We start from the raw sequence: 20767 nt of genomic DNA, 5'->3' as shown, positions 1-20767 counted from the left end.
TGTTTATGAGTAGTAACCAAGTGGGGACAACATAAGCATAGTTGGCACCAACTTGGTTGAGTTGGCGGAAGCTTTACTTCAAGGGGGAAACGTCATGCAGGTCATCGCCCTCCTGGCCGCGATACTGGTCGTCAGCATCGAACAGGCTATCGAAGTCAAGTACGGCACCACCGGCATCGTCGGCGTGCTGCTCCTCACCATCGGCATCAAGGCCAAGAGCCCGGCCGTCAGCTCCGTCGGCGCCGTGGTGCTGGCCCTGCTGCTCTCGGGCCCCGCGATCAGCTAGTGAGCTCCAGCTCGGAACTGATCGTCTCCCACAGCGAGTTGAACCACAGGTTGGACTGCTCCACGAAGGTGGTGTCGCGCATCCCGGCGCCCTGCTCGAAGGCGAAGAGCATCGACTGGGTGCCCTCCGCGTCGTACATCTCCAGGAACTCGTGGTCGACCTCCTCCTCGCGGCGCTTCACCGTGTAGTAGGCGAAGAGCGCCTCCGCGCCGTTGAGCAGGTACAGCTTGACCGGCGGGGTGAAGGGCAGCGCGCGGAAAGTGACCCGCACATCTATCCCGTGCGTCGCCCGCAGGGCCAGCAGATTGTGCTGGAGCACCTGCCCCTGGGCATTGCGCTGGGCCAGCCAGTGGCGGCGCAGCCGGCCCGCGGCCGCGGCGTCCACGGGGGCCGGGAAGGCGAGGTCGATATGGCGGCTGGGGAGCAGGATGCGGACGTCGACCTTGGCCGGTTTCAGCTGTCCCGCGTGGATCCGGCGCAGCGGTTCACCGATGGCGAGGGTGAGCGAGATCGCGGTCAGACAGAGGGCGTCGATCTCGACGTGCGGGGCGGCGAAGGCGGCCCCTATGCGGGGCGCCAGGGCCACCATGGTGGGCTGCGGCGGGGCTCCGGGGCCGGTCAGCGCCCTGCCGAGGTCGAGCGCGACGGTGGCGGGGCTGCCCTTGGAGACATTGGTGAGCAGGTGCTCGGACTGCAGTATGCGCAGCGCCTGCCGTACGGCCCCCCGCTCCACCCCGAACTCGTCGGCGAGCCTCGCCTGGGTGGGCATGCGCTGGCCGGGCTGCAATTCGCCGGACCTGATCCGGGCGCGCAGCGCGTCGGCCACGTCTCGATGTGACGTCTGTGGCCGCTTCCGTCCATTGACGGAGGCGTGTTTCGGGTCCACGGCCAAACAGTACAACTTCCCGCCATCTTTGGGCAGTTCACTGAAAGGTGGTTATGAGCCGCATCTACGCGGTCATAAGTACAGTGAAGTTGGTCGCCAACTTGCGCAACATGGTCAAACTTTCAGAGGGTTGGCGATCCGCACCGCAGGATCAGGCTGAGCCGGGCTCCCTTCCGGAGGGGAGCCGGGAGCCCGGTTCGGTCAGCGCCACCGCACAACAACCACAACTGAAGAGCACGCTACGGATGAGTACGGAGGACAAGGCCTGTCGTCGGGGGAAGGGGCTCAGAACACGTCCGGGCACCAAGGCCGCCTGGACGTACGCAGCAGGGCGTCGGCCACACGGGCGGCGCCCGCTCGTTCTTCCCGGACCCGGCCGAGCGCGGCGAGCCGTACCGCGGACTCGTCGCCGAGCCACAGGGTGGCGAGGTCGGAGAGGCTGAGCGCGAGGTCGGCGCGGTCTCCGGTGGGCGTACAGGCCCCCGCGCCGGTGGCGTCCGCCTCCACCCGGTACCGGCCACCGCCGTCGACGACGTCGAGCACCAGCGTCCCCGTGCCCGCGTAGGTGCGCGCCTCCAGGGCCCGTACGACATCGAGGATCCGCACCCACAACCAGTCGGCCTGGGTGGTCAGACGGGCCGCGCGCGGGTCGGGCAGGAAGTGCGGCAGCAGGTCGTCGGGGGCCCGCCAGCCGGTCCTGACCGTGGTGATCCAGTCGATGGAGCACAGATAGCGCCACAGCGCGCGCTCGGCGGCCGGGGTGACGCCGATCAGCCACTTCACCTTCGCCGTGTTCAGCGGCTGCTTGCCGTCGCCCCAGCGATCGTCCGCGGTGTACGCCACCATGCCCTCGACCTCGCCGGCCGCCGAGCGGTACACGGCGTAGTGGGGCTCGGTGAAGCTGTGGAAGAACAGGACGGCGCCGGTCGTGAGCTGCCACCACACGTCGTCGCGGCTGACCGCGCCCGGCTGACCGCGGCGCAGGCGTTCGTGCAGTTCGGGACCGAGCTTGCGGACGTCCGGGGCGTCCACGAGGTCGATCCGGCCGCCGTCCTCGGGACCGGACCAGCGGGGGTCGAGGCCGGTGCGGGGCACGTCGATCGTCCACTCGGCCATGGTGGTGGCGGGGCCGAAGCCGTAGCGGCCGTAGATCGGGTACTCCGCGGCGATGAGGGTCGCGACGACGGCACCGCGCTCCTTGGCGGCGGTGAGGTCCCGCTCCATCATGCGGCTGAGGAGGCCTCGGCGGCGGTGGGTCGGGGAGACGGTGACATTGGTGATCGCGTCGGAGGGGACCTCGGCGCCGCCGACGGCGGTGAGCCGCTGGTCGAAGGAACGGAAGGTGGCGACGCAACGGCCGCCGTCGAAGGCACCGAGCACCCGGCCGGGGACGAACCAGGCCTCCCGTGCGGCCAGTTGCTCCTCGCTGAGCGTGGGCTCTCGCAGGAACCCGGTGTTCACGGCACGATGCCAGTCCGGCTGCTCGGCCTCGGTGATCGGTCGGACGTCGATGTCAGCGGCGCGGGTCATGAACTCACGTTAGGCGCGGGCCGGTGGAGGTGTCGCGCCCATTTCCCGCGGCCCGACCTCGGCCCCGGCCACAGTGCAGATGGCGCCCCGACCCCAGCACCGACCTCCCGTCGCGGCCGTCCCGCGCCCACCCCCACCATCCTCACAACAACAAGTCGTCGACCTGCGCCTCGCCCTCCCGGTAGCGGCGGGCGATCTCCGCGCTGCAGTCGTCCGTCGTGTGCTGAAGGCGCTGACGGCGCAGGGAGACCTGCTGCTCGTAGCGGATCAGGCGGGCCATCGCCTCGGTCAGTTCACCGTCCGTCCGCGCGCCCAGGTCCGACAGCTCCACCTCCGCCAGCATCTCCGCCGCCAGCAGCCGGTACTCCTCACTGTGCGGCGTCCCGAGCGTGACGTGCCGGGCCGAGGAACGGTGCCGCGCCGGAGCGTCCCGCAGGATCTCCGCCAGCCGCTCCACCACCGACGCCGCCCCGACCGGCGACCGCCGCGCCAGCTCCGCCCGCAGGATGTCGATCCGCCCCTGCAGCAGCCGCCGCACATAGCTCAGGTCCGCCTCGTCGCGCTGCGCGTCCCGCCGCAGCGTCCGCAGCTCCGGCAGGCTCAGCACCGTCAGGTCGTGCTCGGGCGGCTCGACCGGCAGCCGCTGTGCGGGCGGGCGGAGCTGGCCCCGCTCGCCCGCGCGGGTCAACGAGACAGCCCCGGGCGGCTGCCAGGTACTCGGTGTGCTCATGTGCCTCTACCGTCCCCTCGACCGGCGTGTGGGAAGCATCGTGCCACCCCAAGTGGCCGCTATGTGACCGAGTGCCCCCGATCGGCCCCAGATGGGGGGTTAAGGAACAAAAATGAGCCCCTCGCACGGCACTTCCGGCCGCACGGCATCATGGGCCCATGCGTGCAGTGGTGCAGAGAGTGGACGGCGCGAGCGTCGTCGTGGACGGCGAGACCGTCGGAGAGATCGTCGGCGAAGGGCTGTGCGTCCTGGTCGGCGTGACCCATGAGGACACCAAGGAGAAGGCGGCCCAACTCGCCCGCAAGCTCTGGTCGATCCGCATGCTCGAGGACGAGAGGTCGTGCAGCGACATCGACGCCCCGCTCCTCGTCATCAGCCAGTTCACCCTGTACGGCGACGCCCGCAAGGGCCGCCGCCCCACCTGGAACGCCGCCGCCCCCGGCGATGTCGCCGAGCCGCTGGTCGAGGAGGTCGTCGCCCAGCTGCGCGCCCTCGGCGCGACCGTGGCGACGGGCCGCTTCGGAGCCAAGATGCGCGTCTCGCTCACGAACGACGGCCCGTTCACCGTGCTGCTCGAAATGTAGGGCTCCACAGCTCCACGAGGACCTCTACGGCGGCTCCCAGACGACCTCTACGGCGCTACGACGACCTCTTACGGCGCGACGACGACTTCCTGGGCGGCCGCCGTCTCCCCCGCCACCAGCGGCGCGTCCGTCGGCACGTTCCGCTTCACCAGCGCCAGCGCCACCGGTCCCAGCTCGTGATGGCGTACCGACGTCGTGATGAACCCGATCTTCCGGCCGTCGGGGCCCTCCTCCGCGAGCCGCAGCTCCGTGCCGGCGGCCGGGAGGTGGACCTCGCTGCCGTCGAGGTGGAGGAAGACCAGCCGCCGCGGCGGCTTGCCGAGGTTCTGGACCCGGGCGACCGTCTCCTGGCCCCGGTAGCAGCCCTTCTGCAGGTGCACGGCGGTACCGATCCAGCCCAGCTCGTGCGGGATGGTCCGGTGGTCGGTCTCGAAACCGAGCCGCGGCCGGTGGTGCTCGACGCGCAGCGCCTCGTAGGCGAGCAGCCCGGCGGCCGGCCCGGCCTTCTCGGCGTACGCCTCCAGGTCCGCGCGCGGGAGGAAGAGATCACGGCCGTACGCCGTCTCGCGGACGACGACCCCGTCCGGTACCTGGGCGATGGACCCGGCGGGCAGGTGGACGACGGCGAAGTCGGACGTCCGGTCCAGGACCTCGACCTGGTAGAAGAACTTCATCGACTCCAGGTAGGCGATCAGCGCGTCCTGGGTGCCGGGCTCGACATGAACCCAGACCGTGGCGCCGTCGTCGACGAGATACAGCGCGTGCTCGATGTGGCCGTGCGCGGAGAGGATCAGCGCCTCCGTGGCCTCGCCCGCGGGCAGGTCGCTGACATGCTGGGTGAGCAGCAGATGCAGCCAGCTCAGCCGGTCCTGGCCGGTCACGGTGACGACCCCGCGGTGCGAGAGGTCGACGAAACCGACGCCGTCGGCGAGCGCGCGCTGCTCGCGGAACAGATCGCCGTAGTGGGCGGCGACGCCTTCGTCCACACCTTCGGCGGGGACGGCGCCGGGCAGGGTCAGCAGAGGGCTCTTCATGGACGCAAGCCTACGACTCGGTAGTTGAATTCTTCAGCGAGCCGTCGTCCTGTGCGCAGTCCTGGCATCTGCCGAAGATCGCGAAGTGCTTCATATCGGTCTCGAACCCGAAGGTGTCGCGCAGTTTGGCGATGAACTCGGTGGCCACCGACACATCCGCCTCGATCACGTTCGTGCAGTCGCGGCAGACCAGATGGATGTGGTGGTGCCGGTCGGCGAGGTGGTACGTCGGAGCGCCGTGCCCAAGGTGGGCGTGGCTCACCAGACCGAGTTCCTCCAGGAGCTCCAGGGTCCGGTACACCGTCGAAATGTTGACCCCCGACGCCGTCTTCCTCACTTCCACGAGGATGTCGTCGGGGGTCGCGTGCTCAAGGGTGTCCACGGCTTCGAGCACGAGTTGCCGCTGCGGCGTCAGCCGGTAGCCGCGCTGCCTGAGGTCGCTCTTCCAGTCGGTGCTCACCACACCGACGAGTTTAGGCCCAGTCGTACGAAGACCTACTTGAAGAAGGCGATCCCGTCGTCCGGCATATCGTCCGGCAGGGCCTTGGCCCAGCGCTCGACGTCCTCCGGAGTGACGACCTTCTTCAGGTGCGCGGACATGTAGGGGCGCAGCTCGACCTCGGGGGTCTGCTTCTCGCCGACCCACATCAGGTCGCTCTTGACGTAGCCGTACAGGCGCTTGCCGCCGGTGTAGGGGCCGGAGGCGGCCGTACGGGCCACGGCGTCGGTGACCAGGTCGATCTGCGGCTTCTTGGCGGCCATCTCGCCGTACCAGATCTCGACGACACCGTCGTCGCGGACCATCGTCACCTCGACCTTGCGGTCGGCGTCGATGCGCCAGAAGCCGTGCTCGGACTCCAGCGGCCGGACCTTGTTTCCGTCGTTGTCCAGCACCCAGGTGTGGGACTGGTACTCCAGGAAGTCCCGGCCGTCGTGGGTGAAGCTGACCTCCTGGCCGAAGTTGCACTTCTCGGAGCCGGGGAAGTCGTGCACGCCCGCGCCCGCCCAGTTGCCGAGCAGGAAGGCGAGCGGGACGAGGTCCTTGTGGAGGTCGGACGGGATCTCGATCATGAGTGGCGGTTCCTAGACGTGGGTCAGCGCTGGCCCTGGTACAGCTTCTTCACGGTCAGGCCGGCGAAGGCGAGGACACCTACCGCGACCAGGACCAGCAGAATCTCGAAGAAGAGGATCACGGGTTGCTCCTTGGTGAGCGTACGGGCGATGGCACAGGGCCGGGCCCCAGCTTACGCGGCCGGGGACCGGCCCACTTGACGAGGTCAGCCGAGCAGCTGGCTCTGCAGCGTGACGGTCTGCCGGAAGGGGACGGTGAGCGCCTTGCCCTTGCGGGACTGGACGACGACCGCGAGCACGTCACCCGCGGTCACGTACGCCTGCCGCACCTGCTGGGCGCCGTACGGCTTGGCCTCCGCGTAGGCGTACCTCCTGGTCTCCGGGACGACCTTGATCTCCGCGAAGCCCAGGTCGAACTCGGAGACGCTGTCGCCGCGCACGCGGTAGGACGGTCCCCCGTACGGGGTCAGGTCGACGGAGGTGAGCTCGTCCACGACCTCCGCGGTGCCGAAGCGCAGCAGGTACACCCGGGTGCTGGTGCCGTCTTCGGTGGTCCAGCCGCGGGCGGCGATGTGCCGCAGCCCGTGGTCGACGAGCTTCTGGCCCAGTTCCTCGCGGTGCGCCTTCTCGGGGAACTGCGCCAGGAAGTCCTTCGTCGCGAGCCAGCCGTCGTCGCCGCGCAGCGCCTTGTCCTCCGTGGCGCCCTCGGGCGCGGGCAGGACCAGGGCGCGCAGGTCCGCGTGGTGGGTGCCGGCCGGGTTGGTCTCGGCGAACGGCCCCGGGCTGCCGGAGGGCAGCGGCGGCCTGGTGAGCGTCGGGTAGTCCCACCGCCCGTCCGAGGCGGTCGCGAGCCCCGGTACGTCGGTCCGCTCCAGCCGCGTGACGCCGTACGCCGAGGCCGCGCCGACCGCCGCGAAGACGGTGACGGCGGCGGTCCAGCGCAGCACGGCCCGCAGCACCCGGCGGTCCTTCACGGGGGCCGCGGGCGCCGCCTCGGCCTGCGCGACCTGGGCGGCCTCCGCGGCCTCCGCCGGCGGCAGCTGTTCGTCGATGGTCGTCATACGGCCTCTCCCGGCTCGGCGATGCGGTCGAGCTGGACGCGGAACAGCGTCGCGACCTCTTCGGTTTCGAGCGGACCGACTCCGTCCGCGGTGACGGTGATCAGGACGTTGCCCTGGTACGCGGAGCAGGACAGGTAGTCCAGGTCCGTGTCCTCGTCCTTCGGCGACAGGAAGCAGCGGGCGTTCTTGTAGCCCTTGATCTTCGGGCCGTCGCGGAAGACGTCCAGGGAGTCGAAGAGCTCGTTCTGGAGCGTGGACAGGCCCCGGACGGTCGTCCGGTTCTCCATCTGGGCCAGCACGACGCCGACGGTGACGGCGTTGCCGGCCTCCGTGTTCACGAAGCTGCGCATCGCGAGGCCGGTGAGTTCCGCCTTGTCGATGCGCTTCTCCACCTCCCGGCGCTGGGTGCGCGGCAGCTCGCGCAGTGACTCCTTGCGCAGGGCGGTGGCCTGGGCGCCGGTGAGCGAGACGTCGGACCCGAGCTCGCCGAAGTCGGGCCCGCGGGTCCAGCCGTAGGTGCCGTACGGCACGAGTTGCCCGGCGAGCCCGGAGGGTGCCGCCGCCTCGGTCTCCTCGGCGGGCTCGCCCTTCGGGAACTGCCACCGGGGCGCACCCGCGTCCCGGTCGGCGTCCCGCACGGTCACCACGGTGTACCCGACGCCGACGACGACGGCCCCGGCCAGCAGCACGGCTCCGGCGACGGCGGCGATACGACCGAGGCGCAGCGGCTTCTTCACGCGGGCGGCCGGCACTCCCGCGACCTCACCGCCCCCCTCCCCCCCGACCGGCCCTTCGGCGGCAGCCGGGCCCGCGGGGCTGGCCGGGCCCTCGGGGGTGGCCGGGCCATCGGCGGCAGCCGGGCCCTCGACCACGGCCGGGCCCTCGACCGCGGCCAGGCCCTCGACGCTAGCCAACCCATCGACGGCAGGCCCCTCGGCCGAAGCCGAACCCTCGATCGCGGCCAGCCCCTCGGCTTCGACCCGGCTCTCCGCCCCGGCCGAGCTCTCGACTCCGCCAGGGTTGTCGATCCCGCCAGGGTTCTCGGCTCCGCCAGGGTTGTCGACCGCGCCGAGGTTCTCGGCTCCGCCGAAGTCCTCGACCCCGCCAGCGTTCTCGCCCCCGCCAGGGTTCTCGGCTCCGCCAGGGTTGTCGACCGCGCCGAGGTTCTCGGCTCCGCCGAAGTCCTCGACCCCGCCAGGGTTCTCGACCCCGCCAGCGTTCTCGCCCCCACCAGGGTTCTCGGCTCCGCCAGGGTTGTCGACCGCGCCGAGGTTCTCGGCTCCGCCGAAGTCCTCGACCCCGCCAGGGTTGTCGACCCCGCCAGGGTTGTCGACCCCGCCAGGGTTCTCGGCTCCGCCGGAGTCCTCGACCCCGCCAGGGTTCTCCGTCTCGTTCACAGCCGCTCCATCTGCCGCTCGGCCAGGCTCAGGACCGTCTTCCTGCTGATCGGGGCGCTGCCGTCGACCCAGATCTCGACCGCGATGTCCCCGCGCCACGCGTGCGCCTCCGCGCTGTACAGCGGCTCGTAGCCCGGCTCGGTCTCCGGGACGGTGTGGACGTAGGCCATGCCGTCCTCGGTGCCGGGGACGGTCCAGCTCTTGGTGTCCTTGTCGCCCTCGGACCAGGGACTGTCCCAGCTGTCGCCGTCGAAGGTCGCCCAGAACTGGGCCTGATCGACGGCGTCCGCGGCGGCCGTCGACTCCTCCTGCCGGTACTGGATCAGTCGGATCTCGACGGTGTACGAGTCCGTCCGCCAGCCGGTGACGGCCGCACGGCGGAAGCTGGAGGCCATGTTGCCGAAGGCCTGACCCGGCTTTCCGAAGGTGTCGGCGTAGTCGGCCAGTTCCATCCAGCCGTCGTAGCCCATGAACCACTCGGCCTCCCGCGCCCCGGCCGGCTTCTTCAGCAGCAGCTTGCGCAGGTCGCCCTCGGTCCTGACCTGGCGGTCGCGCGCGGCGGACAGCGGCTCGGGCGCCTTGCCCTCGGCTCGCGTCAGCTCCGGCTGCGACAGCGAGGGCAGCTTCGTCGGCTCGCGGTCGGCCTGGACGAGGTAGCCGGCGCAGGTGCCGGCCACCAGGCCCAGCACGGCCGCGCCAACGATGATCAGGGCGGTACGCCCGCGGCGGCGGGCGCGTGGCCGGGGGTCAGCCGCCTCTGACACTTCGGGTACTTCTGGAGTTTCCAACACGTCCCCCCACAGAACATGAGGCGCTCATTCCGTATGCGCGCCTCACAGGAGACCCATGGCCAAAGCCTTGGGTTGTAAGGGGTTTGATTACGATTCAGCCATGGCGAAGAAGCTCGTGATCAAGGTGACGGCCGGGGCGGACGCCCCTGAGCGGTGCTCGCAGGCGTTCACGGTGGCAGCGGTGGCCGTGGCCAGTGGCGTCGAGGTCTCGGTGTGGCTGACCGGGGAGTCCGCGTGGTTCGCGCTGCCGGGCCGGGCCGCCGAGTTCGAACTCCCGCACGCGGCCCCGCTCCCCGACCTGATCGACTCGATCCTCGCGGGCGGAAAGCTGACCCTGTGCACCCAGTGCGCGGCCCGCCGGGACATCACGGAGAAGGACGTCATCGAGGGCGTACGCATCGCCGGCGCGCAGGTCTTCGTACAGGAGGCCCTGGGGGACGGGACGCAGGCGCTCGTTTACTGACGCGGGCGCTTCTTGCCGTCCAGTTCGTCCCACCACTCGTCCGACTTGGGGTCGCCGGAGGGGTCGTCCCACCAGCGGTCGTCGGGGCCGCGGCGGTTGGCGATCATCGCGGCCAGCGGCGGGATGACCATCGCCACCACGCACATGCCGACCGCCACCGGGACCGACCACAGGCGCACCACGCCCCACGCGAGGACGAAGAGCGTCAGGCACGTCCCCATCAGCGCGAAGTACGTGTGGCGTCGCCGTGCGTACATACGTCCAGAGTAGGTCCGCGGCGGCCATCGGGCCCGGGGCCGGACAGCCCGAGGGGCCGCACCCTGGCGTCCAACCCGTGGGTGCGGCCCCTCGGCCGTTCGATGCGGTGGATCAGACCGCGATGGCGACCTCCGCCAGGCCGCCCTGCTGGGCGACGACGGTACGGTCGGCGGTGCCGCCGGGAACCAGCGCGCGCACGGTCCACGTGCCTTCGGCCGCGTAGAAGCGGAACTGACCCGTGGCGGAGGTCGGGACCTCCGCGGTGAACTCGCCGGTCGAGTCCAGCAGACGGACGTAGCCCGTCACCGGCTCGCCGTCGCGGGTCACCTGGCCCTGGATCGTGGTCTCACCGGGCTTGATCGTCGAGGCGTCGGGGCCACCGGCCTTCGCTCCGCACATGTGAATCTCCTGAGGGGTTGGGAAGGTCGGGGCTTACTTGTTGGCGCCGAGCTCGATCGGCACGCCGACGAGGGAGCCGTACTCGGTCCAGGAACCGTCGTAGTTCTTGACGTTCTCCACGCCGAGCAGCTCGTGCAGCACGAACCAGGTCAGCGCGGAGCGCTCGCCGATACGGCAGTAGGCGATGGTGTCCTTGGCGAGGTCCACCTGCTCCTCGGCGTAGAGCTCCTTGAGCTCCTCGTCCGACTTGAAGGTGCCGTCGTCGTTGGCGTTCTTCGACCACGGGATGTTGCGGGCGCTCGGGACGTGGCCCGGGCGCTGCGACTGCTCCTGCGGCAGGTGCGCCGGGGCGAGCAGCTTGCCGGAGAACTCGTCGGGGGAACGGACGTCGACCAGGTTCTGCGAACCGATGGCCGCCACCACGTCGTCGCGGAAGGCGCGGATCGAGGTGTCCTGGGCCTTGGCCTTGTACTCGGTCGCCGCGCGCTCGGGCACCTCGTCGCCGCCGACCAGCTCGCGGGCGTCCAGCTCCCACTTCTTACGGCCGCCGTCGAGGAGCTTGACGTTCTCGTGGCCGTACAGCTTGAAGTACCAGTAGGCGTAGGACGCGAACCAGTTGTTGTTGCCGCCGTAGAGGATCACCAGCGTGTCGTTGGCGATGCCCTTCTTCGACAGGAGCTTCTCGAAGCCCTCCTGGTCGATGAAGTCGCGGCGGACCGGGTCCTGCAGGTCCTTGGTCCAGTCGATGCGGATCGCGTTCTTGATGTGGTTCTTCTCGTAGGCGGACGTGTCCTCGTCCACTTCCACGATCGCGATGTTGCTGTCGTCCAGGTGCTCCTGGAGCCAGTCGGCGTCGACCAGGACGTCGCTGCGGCTCATGCTTCTTCTCCTCCGGGGCAGTTGCGGCGGGGCGTGCGAGTGAGACGGGTGCGCTCGGTCCGGGTGCGGCGGCGCACGGGTGCCCAGGGCAGGGCGGCGGGGAATGCGAGGAGTCGGTGCTCTTCGCTCAGAAGGGGCGACAGAGCATGGCGGCGACGCGGCACAGGTCTACTGCCCGCCGCTTCGTGAGATCCGCCTGTCGCTTCATGGTTGCGATCGTAGGGAGGGACAGGCGCGCGTGTCACCGGCGTGTCGTATATTGAGACACGATCGTCCGGAATGCGGGATGAGCGAGAGCTCGAAGCCCGTCCCGCACGGCATCCGGGTGGGTGTATCCGTCGTCACCTCTACGGTACGGACGGCGGTGTCTCGCGTTGTGGACACCGGGTGTTCACCAACGGCCGCGGCCGTACTACCCCGCGAGCCGGACGTTCGAACCCTTCACCGTGATCTCCACGCCGTCCTGCGCCGCCTGGACCTTGTCCAGCTGGATGCCGCCGGGCAGGCCGTCGATCCGCTGCTCGAAGTCGGTGATCGAGCGGACCTCGCCCTCCGCGACCTCGACGACCAGGTTGGGCAGGTTGTCGGCGTGCACCTTCACCGTGTCGCCCTCGGCGGTGACCGTGCTGATCACGGGGTAGGTCCGCGTCAGGCCCGCGGCCCCGACCTCGATGTTCACCTTGATCTTGCCGTTTCCGCCGTCGGAGAGACCGACGACCGCGGCGGTCACCCCCGGGAAGATCTCCCTCTTCTCGGACTTGGTGGCCTTGAGCAGCTCGTCGTACGAGACGGTCGCGGTGCCGTTCGCGCTGGCCGCGGTCGCGGAACTGTAGTCGCCGGAGAACTGGACGCCCTTCATGTGGGCCTTGAGTCCGTCGATGCGGATGGTCTCGCCGTTGGCGCCCGCCGTGGCCTCGTAGTCCTCTATGCCGACCTCGACGTCGTCCAGCTCGCCGCCGACGACCTGGGTGAGGAAGGGGAAGCCCTTGATGGACACGTCCGGCGTCGCGGCGAGGTTCTCCGAGGCCTTCAGCTTCTCGGCGGCCTCGTCCTCGGCGAAGCCCACGGCGAGGCGGTCGGCGAGGACGAAGAGGCCGCCGAGGATGATGACGACGATCAGAGTGATCCGCAGTGCGCGCATGTCCGGTGTTCCCCCACCTAGGCGGTCCCGACGACCGGGTGGCCGCCCAGGGGCAAAGGTAACCCCGCCGGTATGGGCGGCCGCGGAATTGTCGATCACCTGTGACAGGGGCGGCCGGGCCCTCGGACTAACCGAGCGCCCGTCCCAGCACGTAGACCGCCGGGGCCGCCGCTGCCAGGGGCAATGCCACTCCCGCGGTGAAGTGGACGAACCGCGACGGGTAGTCGTAGCTCGCCACGCGGTGGCCGATCAGGGCGCAGCCGGCCGCCGCCGCGCCGAGCAGGGCGCCCTCGGGGCCGACGTCCGTCAAGGCTCCGACCGCGATGCCCGCGCCCGCCGCGGCGAGGAGGGAGACGATCACCGAGGCGGGGGTGGGCAGGGGAAGGGCGCGGGCCAGTACGGCCACCGCCACCGCCGCCGCTCCCACGGTCACCGCGTCGGCCTCCGCCGCGAGGTGGCCGGCCGCCACGATGGACAGCGCCGCCGACGCCACCGTCGCCATCAGGCCGTACATCCGCTCGTCGGGGTCCGCGTGGGAGCGGAGCTGGAGAACCAGCGAGAGCAGGACCCAGACGCCCAGCGTGCCGAGGATCGCCGACGGGGCCCGGTCCGCCACGAGCAGGGCCACGTCCGCCGTCAGCGCGCCCGCGAAGGCCAGCGCGATGCCCTGGCGGGCGGGCCACATGCCGTTCAGCCGGAACCAGCCGGCCGCGGTGACCGCCTGGAGGAGGACCAGCGGGACGAGGAGCGCGTACTCGCCGATCGCCGCCGCCCCGGACAGCAGCAGGCCGAGCAGTGCCGTCAGCGCCGCCGGCTGCATCCCGGGCTCGATGATCGGGGAACGGCCCTCCAGGCGCGCCCGCTGCGCGTCGGTGACGCGGGCGTTGCCGCCGAGGGTGGCGGGGCCGTACGCGGTGGTGTCCGGGGTCTCGGGAGACGGGGCGGCCGCCCGGTGCGCGTCGTGCGTCCCGGACTCGGGTGGCATCTGCGCGTCGGGGGTCGTCCAGGAAGGGATGGCACCGGACGCCTCGGGCGGCAGTGGGGCGTGTCCGTGGGCCGGGCCGTGGGCTTCGGCCGGAGCGGGCGCCGGGTAGGGCTGGCCCGCGTACGGCTCGTATCCCTGCCGGCCCTGCGGGTTCTCCTGGCCGTAGCCCTGCCGGCCGTACCCCTCCTGGTCGTACCCCTGCTGCGGCAGATACGCCGTCTCCGCCGCCGACACCGGTGCCTGGACCTGCGTCTCCCAGGTCTGTCCCTGCCACTGCTGCGTGTACTGCTGGGCGCCGGCCTGCGGATCCTCGTAACCCTGCCAGCCCTGGGCCTGCTGCCACCCCGGCTGACCCTCTGCCTGCGCTTGCGCCCGCGGCTGCCGGCCCTGCCCGTACGGGTCGTGGCCGTCGCCGTCGTAGCCGTCGTACCCGCCCTGATACGGCTGGTCGGTCATCGTCACCCTCCTGCGAACGGCGGGAGCACCTCGACCGTGCCGCCGTCGGCCAGCCGTACCGTCTCATGCTCGCGGGTGCCCACGGGGTCACCGTCGACGAGGAAGGAGCATCGCCGCAGGACGACCGCCAGTTCCCCGGGGTGTCGCTCGCGCACCGCGGCGAGCGCCTCGGCGAGCGTGGCCGCGTCGTACGCCTCCTCGGCGACCCCGGCCGCGGCCTTCGCGGCGGCCCAGTAGCGCACCGTGACCTTTGCCATCCCGTTCCTCTGTTCCTTCGGCTGCCGACCGCTGTCGACAGGGGCCAGGCTAGCCCGCCCGGCCGACCGCCCAGCGACCGATCCGGTCCAGCAACTCGTCCTCGGCCGCGTGCTCCGCGTGGCCCATGTCCGGCTCCAGCCAGAGTTCGCCGTGGTCACCGGCCGCCTCCGCCAGCATGCGCGGATGATCGACCGGGAAGTAGCCGTCGCGGTCGCCGTGCACGATCAGCAGCGGGGTCGGCGCGATCCTCGGCACCGCCTCCACCGGGGAGAGCGGGACCGGGTCCCACCCCCGGTGGTGGATGCGCGTCCGCAGGCCGTAGCGGGTCAGCAGCCGGCCCTCGCGGCGGGTTACCAGCCAGTGGACCCGTCGCATAGGGGCCGTACCGCGGTAGTACCAGCGGGCGGGGGCACTGACCGAAACCACCGCGTCCGACCGCGCCTCCGTCCCGCAAGCGCCCTCGGTGCCGTACAGCGCGCCGTGCCGCAGCACCACCGAGCCGCCCATCGAGAAGCCGATCGTCGCCACGCGCGTGTGCCCGAGTTCGCGCGCCCACGCCACCGCCGCCGCCAGATCGAGCACCTCCCGGTCGCCCACCGTCGAGCGGCCGCCGGAGCGCCCGTGCCCGCGGAAGGAGAACGTGACGACGGCCCCGTACCGCGCGAACGCCGACGCCACCCGGCGCACGTGCGGGCGGTCCACGTCACCCGTGAACCCGTGCGCGACCACGAACACCAGATCACGGGAGGATGGACTTCCGGTGTCGTATACGAGCGCACCCGGTTCGTATACGGAATCGATCGGCACTCCGTCCTGGGTGCGCAGATATGTCCGTATAGGGGTGCGTCTGCTCGTCTCAGAGTTCGGAACAGCCGTCGAACGCGCCACATGACCTGCCGGACCAGTCCTCATGTGGGCTATTCTGCTGGGCAGAGGACTCGGGCAGCGAAGCCCCCGGGTCCTTTTGTGCTTTCGGAAGCGTTGTATACGACGCGGGAAACCGCGGGTGTACGGCGCGTCGGGAGTGCAGAGCAGTGCCGTACCGCCCACGTCCTCGCAGGGACCGAGGAGGAACCAGACGTATGAGTTCTCTGCTGCTCCTGACCAACGCCCTCCAGCCGTCGACGGAGGTGCTCCCGGCTCTCGGCCTGCTCCTGCACAACGTGCGAGTGGCTCCCGCCGAAGGCCCCGCGCTCGTCGACACCCCGGGCGCCGACGTCATCCTGATCGACGGCCGCCGCGACCTGCCGCAGGTGCGCAGCCTGTGTCAGCTGCTGCGCTCCACCGGACCCGGCTGCCCGCTCATCCTCGTCGTCACCGAGGGCGGTCTCGCCGCCGTCACCGCCGACTGGGGCATCGACGACGTCCTGCTCGACACCGCGGGCCCGGCCGAGGTCGAGGCGCGGCTGCGCCTGGCCATGGGCAAGCAACAGATCGTCAACGACGACTCCCCCATGGAGATCCGCAACGGCGACCTGTCCGTCGACGAGGCGACCTACTCCGCCAAGCTCAAGGGGCGGGTCCTCGACCTCACGTTCAAGGAGTTCGAGCTCCTCAAATACCTCGCGCAGCACCCGGGCCGCGTCTTCACGCGCGCGCAGCTGCTGCAGGAGGTCTGGGGCTACGACTACTTCGGTGGCACCCGGACCGTGGACGTGCACGTACGGCGCCTGCGCGCCAAGCTCGGCCCCGAGCACGAGTCGCTGATCGGGACTGTCCGGAACGTGGGTTATCGATTCGTTACGCCCGAGAAGGGCGACCGCGCCTCCGAGGAGGCGCGGGCCAAGTCCGCCGCGCCAAAGGCGGAGGATGCGGACGAGACGGCCGTCCTGGACGGTGTCGAGGTCAAGGCGGACGCCTAGGGCACCGGCACGGCTCTCGGGCAGCGCACAGGCAAGCTCCTTCACGCCCTGCCCAGAGCCGGTCCATCCGCGTAGACTCCGCGCGTGGCCAAGGTGACTAGGGATGATGTGGCGCGGCTGGCAGGGACCTCCACTGCCGTCGTCAGCTATGTCATCAACAACGGACCCCGGCCGGTCGCCCCGGCCACGCGCGAGCGTGTCCTCGCCGCGATCAAGGAGCTGGGGTACCGGCCGGACCGGGTGGCCCAGGCCATGGCCTCGCGCCGGACGGATCTCATAGGCCTGATCATCCCGGACGCCCGCCAGCCCTTCTTCGGGGAGATGGCGCACGCGGTCGAACAGGCCGCCTCCGAGCGCGGGAAGATGGTCCTCGTCGGCAACACCGACTACGTCGGCGAGCGCGAGGTCCACTATCTGCGCGCCTTCCTCGGGATGCGGGTCTCCGGCCTCATCCTGGTCAGCCACGCGCTGAACGACCTGGCCGCGGCGGAGATCGACGCCTGGGACGCCCGGGTGGTGCTGCTCCACGAACGCCCCGAGGCCATCGACGACGTCGCCGTCGTCACGGACGACCTGGGCGGCGCGCAGCTCGCGGTCCGCCACTTGCTGGAGCACGGCTACGACTACGTCGCCTGTATGGGTGGTACGGCGGAGACGCCGTCCGTCGGTGACCCGGTCTCCGACCACGTCGAGGGCTGGAAGCGCGCGATGGAGGAGGCCGGGCTCCCCACCGAGGGACGGCTCTTCGAAGCGCCGTACAACCGCTATGACGCGTACCGCATAGCGCTGGAACTCCTCGCGGGGCCGTCCCGCCCCCCGGCGATCTTCTGCTCCACCGACGACCAGGCCATCGGTGTGCTGCGGGCGGCGCGGGAGCTGCGGATCGACGTGCCGGGCGAGCTGGCGGTGGCCGGGTTCGACGACATCAAGGAAGCGGCGCTGACGGACCCGCCGATGACAACGATCGCGAGCGACCGCTCCGCGATGGCCCGGGCGGCGGTGGACCTGGTCCTGGACGACGGCCTGCGGGTGGCGGGTTCGCGCCGGGAGCGGCTGAAGGTGTTCCCGTCCCGGTTGGTGGTACGGCGGTCCTGCGGCTGCGACTAGCGGCTTCAGGGATCTTTCTGCCCCAGAGGTTTCTGCCTCAGAGGGCTTTATAAGGGGCATACGAGGTTCTGTCGGGCTTCTCAGGGAGCACTCAGGGAGCTCTCATCGTCGGGCGACAGGCTCATGGCCATGACCGAGAGCTTCCGCCGCGATGGCGATTACGAGCAGCAGTACGCGAACCCGTACCAGCAGCACGCTTCCGCGCCCGTGAACCCGGAGTGGCCGCCGCCGCCGGCGCACCCGCCCACTGAGGTGCCGTCGGCCGGGACGCCTCGCAGGAAGCGCCCCCGAGGTCCCGTCGCCCTGCTCGCCGCCGTCGCGATCGTCGCGGCGGCCGTGGGCGGCGGCAGCGCGTACGCGGTCCAGGAGCTGACCGGCACCGACACCGTCGCCGCCAGCACCACCACGAACGTCCTGCCCTCCAGCAAGAAGGGCGACATCGCGGCCATCGCCGAGACGGTCAGCCCGAGCATCGTGGAGATCAGCGCCACCTCGAACTCCGGTGAGTCCACCGGATCCGGCGTGATCATCACCAGTGACGGCGAGATCGTCACCAACAACCACGTGATCTCCGGCGCCTCCTCGATCAAGGTGTCGACCAGCGACGGCAAGGAGTACACCGCGCAGGTCGTCGGCACCGACAGCAGCAAGGACCTGGCGCTGATCAAGCTGGACGACGCCTCGGGTCTGAAGACGGCGAGCCTCGGGAACTCCGACGGTGTGCAGGTCGGCGACACGGTCGTGGCGATCGGCTCGCCCGAGGGCCTGACCGGCACCGTGACCAGCGGCATCGTCTCGGCCCTCGACCGCGATGTCACCGTCTCCACCGGCGAGGGCCAGCAGCAACAGCAGCCGGGCGGCGAGGGCGGCTGGCCGTTCGAGTTCGGCGGCCAGGAGTTCAACGGCGACACCGGGTCGTCCACGACGACGTACAAGGCGATCCAGACGGACGCGTCCTTGAACCCCGGCAACTCCGGCGGCGCGCTGATCGACATGAACGGCAACATCATCGGCATCAACTCCGCGATGTACTCGTCCGCCGCGACCTCCTCCGACGCCGGCAGCGTGGGCCTCGGGTTCGCCATCCCGATCAACACCGTCAAGTCCGACCTCGCCAAGCTGCGCGCGGGCGAGCAGAACTGATCCTTTGCAGGAGGACGTCATGATCACGCAGGTCTTCCGCTCGGTGGCCGACCCGGGCCCGGCGAGTGTCGCGCCGGCCCTTCAGGTGGCGTACGAGCTGCACGCGCCGGCGGCCACCCGGGCCCCGGAGCCGGCCACCGGCCGTACGCCGGTCCGCCGCACCGCCCGCCGCCGTACGACGGCCCGCGCACAGCCCACTGTGCGAGGCTGAAGGCACGTTGATGAACCGCCCCTGCGCACCCGAGGAACCCGAAGCCCATGAGCCCCGCCGATGTCGACCGTGAACCCCAGCGCATCCTGATCGTCGACGACGAGCCCGCGGTGCGGGAGGCCCTGCAGCGCAGCCTCGCCTTCGAGGGGTACGACACGGAGGTGGCCGTGGACGGCGCGGACGCCCTGGAGAAGGCGACGGCGTACCGTCCCGACCTGATCGTCCTGGACATCCAGATGCCCCGCATGGACGGACTGACCGCCGCGCGCCGCATCCGCGGGGCGGGCGACACGACCCCGATCCTGATGCTGACGGCCCGGGACACGGTCGGCGACCGCGTCACCGGGCTGGACGCCGGGGCCGACGACTACCTGGTGAAGCCGTTCGAGCTGGACGAGCTGTTCGCCCGTGTCCGTGCGCTGCTGCGGCGCAGCTCGTACGCGGGTTCCGGGGCGGCAGCGGTGGAGGAGGACGAGGCGCTGACCTTCGCCGACCTCCGCATGGACCTGGCGACGCGGGAGGTGACGCGGGGCGGGCGGCCGGTGGAGCTGACCCGCACGGAGTTCACCCTGCTGGAGATGTTCATGGCACACCCGCGCCAGGTGCTGACCCGGGAGCAGATCCTGAAGGCGGTCTGGGGCTTCGACTTCGAGCCGTCGTCGAACTCGCTGGACGTGTACGTGATGTACCTCCGCCGCAAGACGGAAGCGGGCGGCGAGCCCCGGCTCGTCCACACGGTGCGCGGGGTGGGGTACGTGCTGCGACAGGGCGGCGCGGAGTGAGCAAGCTGTTCCGCCGGTTCCGCTCCCTGCCCATCCGCTCACGGCTGGCGCTGCTGGTGGCTTCGGCGGTGGCGTTCGCGGTGGCGGCGGTCTCGGTGACGTGCTGGTTCATTGTGCAGGGGAAGCTGTACGAGCAGGTCGACAGCGACCTGAAGGAGATGGTCAAACGGCCCGGCACGGTGGCCTCGCTGCTCCAGAACTGCGCCCAGACTCCCGAACAGGGCACCGGCGCTCGGTGGATCGCCAAGGACTACATCCAGCTGATCAAGGAGGAGGGTGAGCCCTGCGTCGACCCGAACTCCCTCGGTGTCGTCAAGGTCACCGACTCCGACAAGGACGTGATCAGGGAGGCGGAACGCCGGGAGGCAACGGTCCGCAACGGCACCGACGAGGACGGCAACACCCTTCGCGTGCTGACCCTGTACCTGGGTGTCGACGCCTCGGACTCGCAGGGCGTGGCCCTGCAGGTGGGGACCCCCCTCAAGAGCACCGAGTCCACCCTCAACGAACTCGCCCTCATCCTCCTCCTGGTTTCCGGCGTCGGAGTGCTCGGCGCCGGAGCCGCCGGCCTCGCCGTGGCCCGTGCGGGCCTGCGCCCCGTCGACAAGCTCACCGAAGCCGTGGAACACGTGGCCCGTACCGAGGACCTGAGCGTCCGCATCCCCGTGGAGGAGGAGGCCGAGGACGAGGTCGCGCGCCTGTCCCGTTCCTTCAACTCGATGACGTCGGCGCTGGCGAGTTCCAGGGAACTGCAGCAACAGCTGATCGCGGACGCGGGCCACGAACTCCGTACGCCCCTCACCTCCCTCCGCACCAACATCGAACTCCTCACCCGCAGCGAGGAGACAGGCCGCCCCATCCCCCCGGCGGACCGCAAGGCACTGCTCGCCTCGGTGAAGGCGCAGATGACGGAACTGGCCTCCTTGATCGGCGACCTGCAGGAGCTGTCCCGTTCGGAAGGCCAGCGAGGAGAACGCGTCCAGGTAGTGGCACTGGAGGACACCGTCGAAGCCGCCCTCCGCCGTGCCCGCCTCCGCGGCCCCGAGCTGACGATCACCGCCGACCTCCAGCCCTGGTACGTCCGAGCGGAACCGTCCGCCCTGGAACGAGCCGTCGTCAACATCCTCGACAACGCGGTGAAGTTCAGCCCGGATAGCGGAACCATCGAGGTGCACCTCGCGAAGGGCGTCCTCACCGTCCGCGACCACGGCCCGGGCATCCCCGCCGAGGAACTCCCCTACGTCTTCGACCGTTTCTGGCGCTCACCCAGCGCCCGCGCCCTCCCCGGCTCGGGCCTCGGCCTCTCCATCGTGGCCCGCACGGTGGAACAGGCGGGCGGCGAGGTCACCCTCGCGCGCGCGGAGGGCGGCGGGACGGTGGCGACGGTACGCCTGCCGGGGGCGCCGACGCCTCCGCCGGAGACCCCGTCCGACGCTTCGGGGTGATGCTTGGA

26 protein-coding genes are annotated in these 20767 nt (G+C 70.6%); 9 read left to right on the top strand and 17 right to left on the bottom strand.

Annotated features, from left to right (window positions below; translation table 11 throughout):
- The first annotated feature begins 94 nt into the window (after positions 1 to 94).
- Positions 95 to 286 (top strand): hypothetical protein, encoded by a 192-nt coding sequence (locus ACWDRW_RS02330; RefSeq protein WP_451718863.1) that lies wholly within the window; start codon positions 95 to 97, stop codon positions 284 to 286.
- Here the strand turns inward: ACWDRW_RS02330 and ACWDRW_RS02325 are convergent.
- From ACWDRW_RS02325 to ACWDRW_RS02315, 3 genes are all read right to left on the bottom strand, one after another.
- A complete protein-coding gene (locus ACWDRW_RS02325) occupies positions 279 to 1178 on the bottom strand; it encodes a GntR family transcriptional regulator (RefSeq protein WP_451718861.1) in 900 nt (299 codons plus the stop codon). The genes ACWDRW_RS02330 and ACWDRW_RS02325 overlap by 8 nt on opposite strands.
- Positions 1179 to 1457: 279 nt before the next feature.
- Positions 1458 to 2702, bottom strand: coding sequence for a GNAT family N-acetyltransferase (locus tag ACWDRW_RS02320; RefSeq protein WP_451718859.1), 1245 nt, complete (start codon positions 2700 to 2702; stop codon positions 1458 to 1460).
- A gap of 142 nt (positions 2703 to 2844) precedes the next feature.
- The gene (locus tag ACWDRW_RS02315; protein ID WP_451718857.1) at positions 2845 to 3432 is read right to left on the bottom strand and encodes an RsiG family protein; all 588 of its coding nucleotides are present in this window, start codon (positions 3430 to 3432) and stop codon (positions 2845 to 2847) included.
- Positions 3433 to 3590: 158 nt separating this feature from the next.
- Between ACWDRW_RS02315 and dtd the strand changes: the two genes are divergently transcribed.
- Positions 3591 to 4016: a D-aminoacyl-tRNA deacylase gene (gene dtd / locus ACWDRW_RS02310; RefSeq protein ID WP_451718854.1), complete on the top strand. Its 426-nt coding sequence runs from the start codon at positions 3591 to 3593 to the stop codon at positions 4014 to 4016.
- Between the two features lie 68 nt (positions 4017 to 4084).
- Here the strand turns inward: dtd and ygfZ are convergent, their stop codons facing one another.
- The 6 genes from ygfZ to ACWDRW_RS02280 all read right to left on the bottom strand — a co-directional run bounded on the left by ygfZ (position 4085) and on the right by ACWDRW_RS02280 (position 9343).
- Positions 4085 to 5050 (bottom strand): CAF17-like 4Fe-4S cluster assembly/insertion protein YgfZ, encoded by a 966-nt coding sequence (gene ygfZ, locus ACWDRW_RS02305; RefSeq protein ID WP_451718852.1) that lies wholly within the window; start codon positions 5048 to 5050, stop codon positions 4085 to 4087.
- 10 nt (positions 5051 to 5060) lie between these two features.
- The gene (locus ACWDRW_RS02300; protein WP_451718850.1) at positions 5061 to 5513 is read right to left on the bottom strand and encodes a Fur family transcriptional regulator; all 453 of its coding nucleotides are present in this window, start codon (positions 5511 to 5513) and stop codon (positions 5061 to 5063) included.
- Between the two features lie 32 nt (positions 5514 to 5545).
- Positions 5546 to 6121 (bottom strand): FABP family protein, encoded by a 576-nt coding sequence (locus tag ACWDRW_RS02295; protein ID WP_451718848.1) that lies wholly within the window; start codon positions 6119 to 6121, stop codon positions 5546 to 5548.
- A 206-nt stretch (positions 6122 to 6327) separates the two neighbouring features.
- Positions 6328 to 7182 carry a hypothetical protein gene (locus ACWDRW_RS02290; RefSeq protein ID WP_451718846.1) on the bottom strand — a complete coding sequence of 285 codons (855 nt, stop codon included), beginning with the start codon at positions 7180 to 7182 and terminating at the stop codon, positions 6328 to 6330.
- On the bottom strand, positions 7179 to 8579 hold the full coding sequence (locus tag ACWDRW_RS02285; RefSeq protein ID WP_451718843.1) for a hypothetical protein: 1401 nt from the start codon (positions 8577 to 8579) through the stop codon (positions 7179 to 7181). The genes ACWDRW_RS02290 and ACWDRW_RS02285 overlap by 4 nt, the downstream gene beginning before the upstream one ends.
- A complete protein-coding gene (locus ACWDRW_RS02280; RefSeq protein WP_451718840.1) occupies positions 8576 to 9343 on the bottom strand; it encodes a hypothetical protein in 768 nt (255 codons plus the stop codon). Before ACWDRW_RS02280 ends, ACWDRW_RS02285 begins: the two co-directional genes overlap by 4 nt.
- Positions 9344 to 9470: 127 nt before the next feature.
- Here ACWDRW_RS02280 and ACWDRW_RS02275 point away from each other — a divergent pair, with 127 nt between their 5' ends.
- On the top strand, positions 9471 to 9833 hold the full coding sequence (locus ACWDRW_RS02275; protein WP_451718837.1) for a DsrE family protein: 363 nt from the start codon (positions 9471 to 9473) through the stop codon (positions 9831 to 9833).
- Here the strand turns inward: ACWDRW_RS02275 and ACWDRW_RS02270 are convergent.
- From ACWDRW_RS02270 to ACWDRW_RS02235, 8 genes are all read right to left on the bottom strand, one after another.
- Positions 9827 to 10090, bottom strand: coding sequence for a DUF3099 domain-containing protein (locus ACWDRW_RS02270; RefSeq protein WP_451718835.1), 264 nt, complete (start codon positions 10088 to 10090; stop codon positions 9827 to 9829). The genes ACWDRW_RS02275 and ACWDRW_RS02270 overlap by 7 nt on opposite strands.
- Positions 10091 to 10202: 112 nt before the next feature.
- Complete coding sequence (locus tag ACWDRW_RS02265; RefSeq protein ID WP_004986406.1) at positions 10203 to 10490, bottom strand: DUF1416 domain-containing protein; 288 nt, start codon at positions 10488 to 10490, stop codon at positions 10203 to 10205.
- 33 nt (positions 10491 to 10523) lie between these two features.
- The gene (locus ACWDRW_RS02260) at positions 10524 to 11369 is read right to left on the bottom strand and encodes a sulfurtransferase (protein ID WP_451718832.1); all 846 of its coding nucleotides are present in this window, start codon (positions 11367 to 11369) and stop codon (positions 10524 to 10526) included.
- 127 nt (positions 11370 to 11496) lie between these two features.
- The gene (locus ACWDRW_RS02255) at positions 11497 to 11577 is read right to left on the bottom strand and encodes an Ms5788A family Cys-rich leader peptide (RefSeq protein WP_350751515.1); all 81 of its coding nucleotides are present in this window, start codon (positions 11575 to 11577) and stop codon (positions 11497 to 11499) included.
- A gap of 204 nt (positions 11578 to 11781) precedes the next feature.
- Positions 11782 to 12510, bottom strand: coding sequence for an LmeA family phospholipid-binding protein (locus ACWDRW_RS02250; RefSeq protein ID WP_451718829.1), 729 nt, complete (start codon positions 12508 to 12510; stop codon positions 11782 to 11784).
- A 127-nt stretch (positions 12511 to 12637) separates the two neighbouring features.
- Positions 12638 to 13951, bottom strand: coding sequence for a hypothetical protein (locus tag ACWDRW_RS02245; RefSeq protein ID WP_451718826.1), 1314 nt, complete (start codon positions 13949 to 13951; stop codon positions 12638 to 12640).
- 2 nt (positions 13952 to 13953) lie between these two features.
- On the bottom strand, positions 13954 to 14208 hold the full coding sequence (locus ACWDRW_RS02240; RefSeq protein WP_451718823.1) for a MoaD/ThiS family protein: 255 nt from the start codon (positions 14206 to 14208) through the stop codon (positions 13954 to 13956).
- A 49-nt stretch (positions 14209 to 14257) separates the two neighbouring features.
- Entirely contained in the window at positions 14258 to 15121 is an 864-nt protein-coding gene (locus ACWDRW_RS02235; RefSeq protein ID WP_451718820.1) for an alpha/beta hydrolase, read from the bottom strand.
- A gap of 170 nt (positions 15122 to 15291) precedes the next feature.
- Between ACWDRW_RS02235 and ACWDRW_RS02230 the strand changes: the two genes are divergently transcribed.
- The 6 genes from ACWDRW_RS02230 to ACWDRW_RS02205 all read left to right on the top strand — a co-directional run bounded on the left by ACWDRW_RS02230 (position 15292) and on the right by ACWDRW_RS02205 (position 20759).
- Positions 15292 to 16071 (top strand): winged helix-turn-helix transcriptional regulator, encoded by a 780-nt coding sequence (locus ACWDRW_RS02230; protein ID WP_451718817.1) that lies wholly within the window; start codon positions 15292 to 15294, stop codon positions 16069 to 16071.
- A gap of 84 nt (positions 16072 to 16155) precedes the next feature.
- Positions 16156 to 17178, top strand: coding sequence for a LacI family DNA-binding transcriptional regulator (locus ACWDRW_RS02225; RefSeq protein ID WP_451718814.1), 1023 nt, complete (start codon positions 16156 to 16158; stop codon positions 17176 to 17178).
- A gap of 129 nt (positions 17179 to 17307) precedes the next feature.
- Entirely contained in the window at positions 17308 to 18321 is a 1014-nt protein-coding gene (locus tag ACWDRW_RS02220) for a S1C family serine protease (RefSeq protein ID WP_451718812.1), read from the top strand.
- 19 nt (positions 18322 to 18340) lie between these two features.
- Positions 18341 to 18532: a hypothetical protein gene (locus ACWDRW_RS02215; protein WP_451718810.1), complete on the top strand. Its 192-nt coding sequence runs from the start codon at positions 18341 to 18343 to the stop codon at positions 18530 to 18532.
- Positions 18533 to 18579: 47 nt separating this feature from the next.
- On the top strand, positions 18580 to 19314 hold the full coding sequence (locus ACWDRW_RS02210) for a response regulator transcription factor (RefSeq protein ID WP_451718808.1): 735 nt from the start codon (positions 18580 to 18582) through the stop codon (positions 19312 to 19314).
- Positions 19311 to 20759, top strand: a complete 1449-nt coding sequence (locus ACWDRW_RS02205) for a HAMP domain-containing sensor histidine kinase (protein WP_451718804.1) — start codon at positions 19311 to 19313, stop codon at positions 20757 to 20759. Before ACWDRW_RS02210 ends, ACWDRW_RS02205 begins: the two co-directional genes overlap by 4 nt.
- Positions 20760 to 20767: the final 8 nt, after the last annotated feature.

This window comes from Streptomyces sp. NPDC003635, from assembly GCF_053587635.1.
This window is presented reverse-complemented; position numbering and strand designations above follow the sequence as displayed.

Coding starts and splice junctions, on each gene's coding strand:
- ACWDRW_RS02275 (WP_451718837.1), top strand. CDS start 9,471: ATGGCGAAGAAGCTCGTGATCAAGGTGACGGCCGGGGCGGACGCCCCT.
- ACWDRW_RS02290 (WP_451718846.1), bottom strand. CDS start 7,182: ATGACGACCATCGACGAACAGCTGCCGCCGGCGGAGGCCGCGGAGGCC.
- ACWDRW_RS02250 (WP_451718829.1), bottom strand. CDS start 12,510: ATGCGCGCACTGCGGATCACTCTGATCGTCGTCATCATCCTCGGCGGC.
- ACWDRW_RS02330 (WP_451718863.1), top strand. CDS start 95: ATGCAGGTCATCGCCCTCCTGGCCGCGATACTGGTCGTCAGCATCGAA.
- ACWDRW_RS02220 (WP_451718812.1), top strand. CDS start 17,308: ATGACCGAGAGCTTCCGCCGCGATGGCGATTACGAGCAGCAGTACGCG.
- ACWDRW_RS02265 (WP_004986406.1), bottom strand. CDS start 10,490: ATGTGCGGAGCGAAGGCCGGTGGCCCCGACGCCTCGACGATCAAGCCC.
- ACWDRW_RS02295 (WP_451718848.1), bottom strand. CDS start 6,121: ATGATCGAGATCCCGTCCGACCTCCACAAGGACCTCGTCCCGCTCGCC.
- ACWDRW_RS02255 (WP_350751515.1), bottom strand. CDS start 11,577: ATGAAGCGACAGGCGGATCTCACGAAGCGGCGGGCAGTAGACCTGTGC.
- ygfZ (WP_451718852.1), bottom strand. CDS start 5,050: ATGAAGAGCCCTCTGCTGACCCTGCCCGGCGCCGTCCCCGCCGAAGGT.
- ACWDRW_RS02215 (WP_451718810.1), top strand. CDS start 18,341: ATGATCACGCAGGTCTTCCGCTCGGTGGCCGACCCGGGCCCGGCGAGT.
- dtd (WP_451718854.1), top strand. CDS start 3,591: ATGCGTGCAGTGGTGCAGAGAGTGGACGGCGCGAGCGTCGTCGTGGAC.
- ACWDRW_RS02210 (WP_451718808.1), top strand. CDS start 18,580: ATGAGCCCCGCCGATGTCGACCGTGAACCCCAGCGCATCCTGATCGTC.
- ACWDRW_RS02260 (WP_451718832.1), bottom strand. CDS start 11,369: ATGAGCCGCAGCGACGTCCTGGTCGACGCCGACTGGCTCCAGGAGCAC.
- ACWDRW_RS02245 (WP_451718826.1), bottom strand. CDS start 13,951: ATGACCGACCAGCCGTATCAGGGCGGGTACGACGGCTACGACGGCGAC.
- ACWDRW_RS02315 (WP_451718857.1), bottom strand. CDS start 3,432: ATGAGCACACCGAGTACCTGGCAGCCGCCCGGGGCTGTCTCGTTGACC.
- ACWDRW_RS02270 (WP_451718835.1), bottom strand. CDS start 10,090: ATGTACGCACGGCGACGCCACACGTACTTCGCGCTGATGGGGACGTGC.
- ACWDRW_RS02230 (WP_451718817.1), top strand. CDS start 15,292: ATGAGTTCTCTGCTGCTCCTGACCAACGCCCTCCAGCCGTCGACGGAG.
- ACWDRW_RS02240 (WP_451718823.1), bottom strand. CDS start 14,208: ATGGCAAAGGTCACGGTGCGCTACTGGGCCGCCGCGAAGGCCGCGGCC.
- ACWDRW_RS02320 (WP_451718859.1), bottom strand. CDS start 2,702: ATGACCCGCGCCGCTGACATCGACGTCCGACCGATCACCGAGGCCGAG.
- ACWDRW_RS02235 (WP_451718820.1), bottom strand. CDS start 15,121: ATGAGGACTGGTCCGGCAGGTCATGTGGCGCGTTCGACGGCTGTTCCG.